The following is a 7,545-nucleotide window of genomic DNA, read 5'->3' as shown; positions in this document are numbered from 1 at the left end:
GAGCCGGGCCGGCGCGGACAACGCGCCGGCCCGGCATATTCCAAGTACGACACTGATCTTTACGGTCCGACTGCTTATCATCGCCGCCCCTGAACCGCCGGAGCCGGCCGTGGCGATCACCCCGCAACAGGCACTGCAGCGAACGATCGAGCATCGCGAGATCTTTCACGACGAGATGGTCGACCTCATGGGCCAGATCATGCGCGGCGAGGTCTCGCCGGTCATGGTCGCCGCCATCGTGACCGGGCTGCGCGTCAAGAAGGAAACCGTCGGCGAGATCAGCGCCGCGGCCGAGGTCATGCGCGAACTGTCGGCCAAGGTCGTCACGCCGGGCTATCCGTATTTCGTCGACATCGTCGGTACCGGCGGCGACAGCGCGCACAGCTTCAATATCTCCACGACGTCGATGTTCGTCGCGGCGGCCTGCGGCGCGCATGTCGCCAAGCACGGCAACCGCAGCGTGTCGTCGAAATCGGGCAGCGCCGACGTGCTCGAAGCGCTCGGCGCGCGCATCGACCTCGATGCCGAACGCGTCGCGGCCTGTCTCGCGGAGACGCGCATCGGCTTCATGTTCGCGCCGAACCATCATCCGGCCATGAAGGTGGTCGCGCCGGTGCGCAAGGAAATGGGCGTGCGCACCCTGTTCAACATTCTGGGACCGCTGACCAACCCGGCCGGCGCGCCGAACATCCTGATGGGCGTGTTCCATCCCGATCTCGTCGGTATCCAGGTGCGCGTGCTGCAGGAACTCGGCGCGAAGCACGCGCTGGTCGTGCACGGCCGCGACGGTCTCGACGAGATCTCGCTCGGCGGCGCCACGCTGGTCGGCGAACTGCGCGACGGCGTCGTCACCGAGTACGAGCTCCATCCCGAGGAATTCGGGTTCTCGATGGCCTCGTCGCGCCAGCTCGCCGTGGCCGATGCCGAGGAATCGCGGCAGCGCGTGCTCGAAGTGCTCGACAACCAGCCCGGGCCGGCGCGCGATATCGTCGTGCTGAACACCGGCGCCGCGCTGTATGCGGCCAATCTCGCCGGTTCGGTCGCCGAAGGCGTCGCGCTCGCGAACGAGGCCGTCGCGACCGGCGAGGCGCGATCCAAGCTCGACCAGTTCGTCGCCGTGACGCGGCGGCTCGCCGGCGCGGCCTGAGGCCGGCGGTTTCCAAGGACGATTTGCCACTGCGAGGCGTGACGTGAGCGACATTCTCCAGAAAATTCTTGCGCGCAAGGCCGAGGAAGTGCAGGCGCGCAGCGCCCGGGTTTCCCTGCGTGCGCTGTCGGCCCAGGTCGACGGCGCGCCTGCGGTACGCGGCTTCGCCGACGCGCTGCGCGCGCGGATTGCGGCCCAGCAACCGGCCGTGATCGCCGAGGTCAAGAAGGCCAGCCCGAGCAAGGGCGTGATCCGGCCCGACTTCGATCCGGCCGCGATCGCGCGCAGCTACGAGGCCGGCGACGCCGCCTGCCTGTCGGTATTGACCGACGTCGATTTCTTCCAGGGCAGCGACGCGTACCTGCAGGCCGCGCGCGCTGCCTGCGCGCTGCCGGTGCTGCGCAAGGACTTCACGGTCGACGCATACCAGGTCTACGAGGCGCGCGTGCTCGGCGCCGACTGCATCCTGCTGATCGTCGCAGCGCTCGGCGACGCGGCGCTGATCGAACTCGCCGCGCTCGCGATCGATCTCGGCATGGACGTGCTCGTCGAAGTCCACGACGCCGGCGAAATGGACCGCGCGCTCGCCGTCGCCGAACGCCTGCCCGTGCTGATCGGCATCAACAACCGCAACCTGCGCACGTTCGAGGTCTCGCTGCAGACCACGCTCGACCTGCGCGCGCGCGTGCCTGCGGGCCATGTCCTCGTCACCGAGAGCGGCATCCTCGCGCCGGCCGACGTCGCACTGATGCGCGACAACGGCGTGCACGCCTTCCTTGTCGGCGAAGCCTTCATGCGAGCGCCGGATCCGGGGACGGAGTTGCTGCGGTTGTTTGCGTAAGGCCCAGGAAAGAGTGTGGAGGAGTGGGAAACGAGTAGAGCGGCTGCGGTCAAACGTGCTCTTTTCTCGCTCCTCCACACTCTTTTCCAGGTCCAGGCCCGTTGGCCTCACCGCCACCTACGGCCGTGTGCCCGACAGCGCTTCGCGCGCATGAAGATCGCGCAGGATCGCGCAGCCGGCTTCGCGCAGCGCGGCGGCGTTGTCCGGTGCGACCTCGGCGAGCAGCGCGGCGACGACGTCGCCGCCCGTCGCGTCGGTGTTCGCCTGCAGGCGTTCGATCAGTGCGGCGGTCAGCGCGTTGATTTCGAGAAAGCCGACCTGGTCGCGACGATCGCGGATCAGCAGCAGCAGCGTCGGTGCGCCAGGCGCCTCGTCGGGCCGGAAATCGGCCGAGATGCGGTGCACCGGAAAGCGATAGCCGAGCACCCAGGCCAGCGGCGAAACCACGGGAATGCCGGCGACGACGTCGCCACCGGCGTCGTGCGGCTGATCGTCGATTTCCTGTTCGTCGAGCGACAGCGCGAGCTCGGCCCATTCGTAGTGCGCGAGTTCGAGCAGGAACGGCGGGTCGCCGCAGCCGTCGCCCTGGCGCTGTTCGAGCCAGCGCAGGAATTCGCGGCCGATCTCGGGAAACAGCGGCGTCTGCGCGCGGTGGTCGCGCAGGAACGCGGCGATCAGCGCGTGCCAGCCGGCATCGGCATACAGCGTGCGGATGACGGGAAAATTGCTCGACAGCAAACCTTCCACATTGTTGTAGAACAGTTCGCGATAGACCTGCATGCGCCGCGGATCGACGCCGGACGGCAGATCGGCGCGTTCCGGCTCGCGGATGCACGCGGCGAAATCGCGTTGCAGCGCATGCAGCTCAGCCGCGGGCGGCATGGCGTTCGACGGGTGCATTAAGGCTCTGCAGGCGGCGGATCTGGTCGAGTTCCGCGACGAGTTCGTTCATCGGCGGGAAATTGAAGTCGCGCTCGAGCAGCGTCGGGCGCACGCCGAAGCGCGCATAGGCGCGTTCGAGCAGACGCCAGACCGGATCGATCACGGCCGCACCGTGGGTGTCGACCTTGAGCCCGGGCGCTTCGTCGTAGTGTCCGGCGACGTGGTAGTAGGCGATGCGCTCGCCCGGCATCGCATCGAGGTACGCGGCGGCGTCGTAGCCGTGGTTGACGCTGTTGACGTGGATGTTGTTGATGTCGAGCAGCAGGTCGCAGTCGGCCGCGGCGACGACTTCGCGCACGAAGTCGGCTTCGTCCATCTCGCGGCCGGGTGCCGCGTAGTACGAGACGTTCTCTACCGCAATGCGCCGGCCGAGCAGGTCCTGCGTGCGGCGTATGCGCGCGGCGACCCAGTCGACCGCGGCGCGCGTGAACGGAATCGGCATCAGGTCGTACAGATGCCCGTCGTCCGAACAGTAGGAAAGATGTTCGCTGTACAGCGCGATGCCGTGCGCGTCGAGCAGGCGCCGGATCTTGACGATCAGCGTCTCGTCGAGCGGCGCCGGACTGCCGAGGCTCAGGCTCAGGCCATGGCAGACGAACGCGTGGCGCTCGGTGAAGCTGCGCAGCTGGCGGCCGAGCGATCCGCCGACGTTGATCCAGTTTTCCGGCGCGATCTCGAAGAAATCGATGGCCGACGCGGGCGTACCCGCGGCAGCCGGATAACCGTGTTGAGCGAGCGGGCCCAGAAGGGCCCGCCGCAGGCCAAGGCCCGCACCGCTGGGAGAGTAGCGCGGGCTCATGGTGACGCCGCTTACTTCTTGTCGCCGCCGCAGGAGCCTTCCTTGCCCTTGTCGCCGCCGCACGAACCTTCCTTGCCCTTCTTGGCGTCGCCGCCGCACTTGCCTTCGCCGCACTTGCCTTCCTTGCCCTTGTGCGCGGCTTCCATTTCGGCCTTGCTGATCGAGCCGTTCTTGTCGGTGTCGACCTTGTCGAAATGCTGGCCCTTGTGGGCGTCGAATTCGGCCTTGGAGACCGAACCGTCCTTGTTCGTGTCCATCTTGTCCATGCCGCACTTGCCTTCACCGCACTTGCCTTCGCCGAAACCGGTGGTCATGTAGCCGCTGGCGAGCTGGTTGAGCTGGAACGCGGTGTCGGCGCTGGCCATCTGCGCGAACGACAGGGTGCCGATGAAAGCCGTGCCGAGAGCGAGCGTCAGCGGTTTCGCGATCTTCGTGGACATTGCAAGTTCTCCGTGAATAGACGGGCTTACGCCCGCAGGGGTAACAGCTGCTCGTGCAGCGATGACGCACCACGCGGCGGAGAACCTGCCCAGAGGAAGATTCTGCCCTCCGTACGCGAAGTGCGCAGACATATACGCGGACGACTGCAGTTCGGATGCATGCTGCACTGCAGCGCGTCAGCGCGGACTACCAGACCGGAGCGATGCGCGAATTCTTTCATACCGATATGGCGGTTAAGAACGTGCGATGTCGCGATGCTGGACCGGTTGAGGGCCGGCGGGACGGCGCCGGGTGTCGTTCCGGCGCGGCGCCGTTTCGTTTCGGCGCAGGCGGCGCGCTGCCGCGCATCGGTGCAACATCGGCGCGGTCGCGGCGCGAGGCTGCGGCTGCGAAAGCGGAGACCGGATCCGTGAGGCTTTTATGACGACGACGCCGCGGAGCGCGGCGGCGTCGAACGCACCGTGTCCGTTGCGGACCGATGCGGATCGCTGATCGCGGCCGCGGGCCGCGATCGTTCAAAAGTGGATCTGTGCGCGCAGCTCGGTGATCTTCGGATCGAGCGCGAGCGCGCCCTTGTCGCTGAACGCGCGGACGTAGTTCGCCTGCAGCTTGAAATGCTGGCCGAGATACCAGTTCACGCCGAGCGTCCAGTCGTGCTGCCTGCCGCCGGCGACGATGCCGTCGTCGAGATCGAGCGTGGAGTAGCGCAGGCCGAGTTCGACCGCGCCGTGGTCGTGCTTCGGCTTGACGTTGCCGAACGCGCCGCTCTTGTAGGGCCGGCTCTCGCCGGTCAGCACGTAGCTCGCATACAGGTAGGCGCCGTCGGCCGCGAAATCGCGCGCCGTGCGGCGCGACGCGTCGATGGTCAGGAACTCGCCCTGCAGCGAGAACGGTCCCTGCGCCCAGGCGCCTTCGAGGCCGACGCGCTTGATCTGGTCGGCACCGCCGAGATTGCCGGTGTCGATCAGGCGGATCGCCGTGAGGTTGGCTTCGGGACGCGCGCGGATCCGCGCGATCTCGTCGTCGCGTTCCTCGATCGACCCGGCGATGCCCAGGTGCACGATCGAGGTCTCGCTCTTGACCGGGTTGAACACGGCGCGCGCGGCCCAGGTCGTGCCGTCGTTGTCGCCGTTCAGATCGCCGCCGCTGAACACGGCCGCGTTGAGCAGCCAGCCCGGCACGTTTTCATAGGTCCAGTCGAGACCGATGCGGCGCCCCTGGTTCACGGCCTGCACGGGCAGTGCACGCTCCATGAAGGTCGTCGCGCCTGATCCGATCGCGCCTTCCTCGAAGCCCACCGGCGTCTTGAACTGGCCGATCCGGAAGTCGCCGACCCGCTTGTTGAGCAGCCGGAAATACGCGTCGACCCAGACGTGCGCCTGGAAGTCGTAGCCGGCCGCGAGCTCCCAGACGCCGTTCTTGCGCGCATAAAGATAAGTCTCCTTGCGGCGCCAGGTTTCGAGATCCTCGAAGCGCGCCGCGCCGCTGGGCAGCGTGTCGTCGGAGAAGCGGTTGGTGTCGTACTGGATCGTGCCGCGCACGCCGTACTCGATGCCGGATCCGGTCTTGAATTTCGTCGGCCAGTCGCCGAGCAGGTCGTAGGCCCGGGCCGGCGCGGCCAGAGCCAGGCCGATGCCGAGCGCAAGCAGGACACGAGCCGGCGCGGCGACGTTGACGCGAAGATTCATCGGGTATTCCTGGGCAGTGAGAGGACGGAGCGATTGCAGCATCGCGTTCGCCGCCGCCAGAAGTTATCTGGCGTTGTGTGCTTATGCCGTTTCCGTCGCGACGGTCTTGTCCTTGAATTCGCACAGGTCGCGAATGACGCAGGCCGGACAGTCGGGCTTGCGCGCCTTGCAGACGTAGCGCCCGTGCAGGATCAGCCAGTGATGCGCGTCCTGTTTGAACTCCGCGGGCACGGTCTTCTCGAGCTTGTCCTCGACGGCGCGGACCGTCGCGCCTTTCGCGAGTCCGGTGCGGTTCGACACGCGGAAGATGTGCGTGTCGACGGCGATCGTCGGCTGGCCGAATGCGGTGTTGAGCACGACGTTCGCGGTCTTGCGCCCGACGCCGGGCAGCGCCTCGAGCGCCTCGCGCGTCCGGGGCACTTCGCCGCCGTAGTCCTCGACGAGGATGCGGCAGGTGGCGATCACGTTCTTCGCTTTCGCGTTGTACAGCCCGATCGTGGAAATGTACTTCTTTAAACCTTCCTCGCCGAGCGCGAGGATCGCGGCCGGCGTGTTCGCGACCGGGAACAGCTTGCGCGTGGCCTTGTTGACGCCGACGTCGGTGGCCTGCGCCGACAGCGTCACGGCGACGAGCAGTTCGAACGGCGTGGCGTAGTCGAGCTCCGTCGTCGGTTTCGGATTGAGTTCGCGCAGGCGGCGGAAGATTTCGTGGCGCTTGGCGGGGTTCATGCGAGGGGCGGGTCCTGTGGCGGCGATGCGGCGCGGCGGAGCGTGCGAAAGAGCGCGACGGCGAGCGCCGCGGCGATCAGCAGTCCGCCGGGAGAGACGAGCCACGCGAGCAGATCGACGAACGCATCCGGCAAGCCCGGCGGCGCAAGCGCCGCGGCACCGCGCAGTGCGCCGGCTGCGACGGGTGCCGCGATCAGCGCGGCGCCGGGCGGCAACGGCAGTTGGCCGGTCGCGCCGCGCTGCCACCAGACGGCGTTCGCGGCAGCCAGCGGCAGGACCGCGTCGAAACCGGCGGGCGCCGCCGCCCAGGCTGCGGCCAACCAGATCGACACGGCCGCGGCGACGGTGCACCAGAGCGCCGTTGCGAACGCCGAGGTCCCGCGATCGAACCACCGCGTCGCGGCGAGCACGGCGAACGCGACGGCGACGCCACCGCCGAGCACGAGCCCGGCGCGCAGGTCGGCGGCGACGAATACGAGCGGCGCGAGACCGAGCAGCGCCGCAGCGAACGCATTTGATTCGCGCGGCGTCACGGCGATGCCTCGGCGGCGAACCAGGCGTCGCCGCGCGCCGCGTAGGCGTCGAGCACGGCGCGCACGCGCACGAGAATCGCGCGCGGCGTGACCGTCGCCGCGCCGAACTGATCGAACTCGCCGCCGTCGCGGCGGACCGTCCAGCGCGGCGGCGCCGGATCGCGCAGCGAACGGCCTGCGAGCGCGCCGAGCCAGCGGCCGCCGTCGTGTTCGAACGCATCGCCGAGTCCGCGCGTTTCGCCGTGTCCGATCACGCGCACGCCGAGCAGCGTGCCGTCGCGCGCGATGCCGACGCGCAGCCGCAGCGGACCGCCGTAGCCCTGCGCGATCGCGTCGACGACGAGCGCGCTCGGCCGGCCGCCGCGTCGCGCGCGCCAGAGCGGCAGCGCGTCGTCGCTGCCGAGTGCCTCGGGATCGCGCAGCAC

9 protein-coding genes are annotated in these 7,545 nt (G+C 68.4%); 2 read left to right on the top strand and 7 right to left on the bottom strand.

What is annotated here, in order from left to right; genetic code table 11:
• The first annotated feature begins 109 nt into the window (after positions 1 to 109).
• Positions 110 to 1,147: an anthranilate phosphoribosyltransferase gene (trpD, locus tag VLF18_RS18395; RefSeq protein ID WP_325281082.1), complete on the top strand. Its 1,038-nt coding sequence runs from the start codon at positions 110 to 112 to the stop codon at positions 1,145 to 1,147.
• Positions 1,148 to 1,190: 43 nt separating this feature from the next.
• Positions 1,191 to 1,988: an indole-3-glycerol phosphate synthase TrpC gene (gene trpC, locus VLF18_RS18390; protein ID WP_325281081.1), complete on the top strand. Its 798-nt coding sequence runs from the start codon at positions 1,191 to 1,193 to the stop codon at positions 1,986 to 1,988.
• 117 nt (positions 1,989 to 2,105) lie between these two features.
• Here the strand turns inward: trpC and VLF18_RS18385 are convergent, their stop codons facing one another.
• From VLF18_RS18385 to VLF18_RS18355, 7 genes are all read right to left on the bottom strand, one after another.
• Complete coding sequence (locus VLF18_RS18385; RefSeq protein ID WP_325281080.1) at positions 2,106 to 2,870, bottom strand: DNA-binding domain-containing protein; 765 nt, start codon at positions 2,868 to 2,870, stop codon at positions 2,106 to 2,108.
• Positions 2,854 to 3,729 carry a DUF692 domain-containing protein gene (locus tag VLF18_RS18380; RefSeq protein WP_325281079.1) on the bottom strand — a complete coding sequence of 292 codons (876 nt, stop codon included), beginning with the start codon at positions 3,727 to 3,729 and terminating at the stop codon, positions 2,854 to 2,856. Before VLF18_RS18380 ends, VLF18_RS18385 begins: the two co-directional genes overlap by 17 nt.
• A gap of 11 nt (positions 3,730 to 3,740) precedes the next feature.
• Positions 3,741 to 4,169 carry a hypothetical protein gene (locus VLF18_RS18375; RefSeq protein WP_325281078.1) on the bottom strand — a complete coding sequence of 143 codons (429 nt, stop codon included), beginning with the start codon at positions 4,167 to 4,169 and terminating at the stop codon, positions 3,741 to 3,743.
• Between the two features lie 516 nt (positions 4,170 to 4,685).
• Positions 4,686 to 5,858: an OprO/OprP family phosphate-selective porin gene (locus VLF18_RS18370; protein ID WP_325281077.1), complete on the bottom strand. Its 1,173-nt coding sequence runs from the start codon at positions 5,856 to 5,858 to the stop codon at positions 4,686 to 4,688.
• An 81-nt stretch (positions 5,859 to 5,939) separates the two neighbouring features.
• Positions 5,940 to 6,587, bottom strand: a complete 648-nt coding sequence (gene nth / locus VLF18_RS18365) for an endonuclease III (protein ID WP_325281076.1) — start codon at positions 6,585 to 6,587, stop codon at positions 5,940 to 5,942.
• Complete coding sequence (locus VLF18_RS18360; RefSeq protein ID WP_325281075.1) at positions 6,584 to 7,120, bottom strand: hypothetical protein; 537 nt, start codon at positions 7,118 to 7,120, stop codon at positions 6,584 to 6,586. The genes nth and VLF18_RS18360 overlap by 4 nt, the downstream gene beginning before the upstream one ends.
• Positions 7,117 to 7,545: RnfABCDGE type electron transport complex subunit G (locus VLF18_RS18355; protein ID WP_325281074.1), on the bottom strand; the 429-nt coding region annotated here is incomplete at its 5' end. The genes VLF18_RS18360 and VLF18_RS18355, both read right to left, overlap by 4 nt.

Origin of the sequence: Tahibacter sp. (genome assembly GCF_035481375.1) — a bacterium.
GTDB lineage: Bacteria > Pseudomonadota > Gammaproteobacteria > Xanthomonadales > Rhodanobacteraceae > Tahibacter.
The sequence above is the reverse complement of the archived record's forward strand: the minus strand, read 5'-3'. Positions and strand labels throughout refer to the sequence as shown.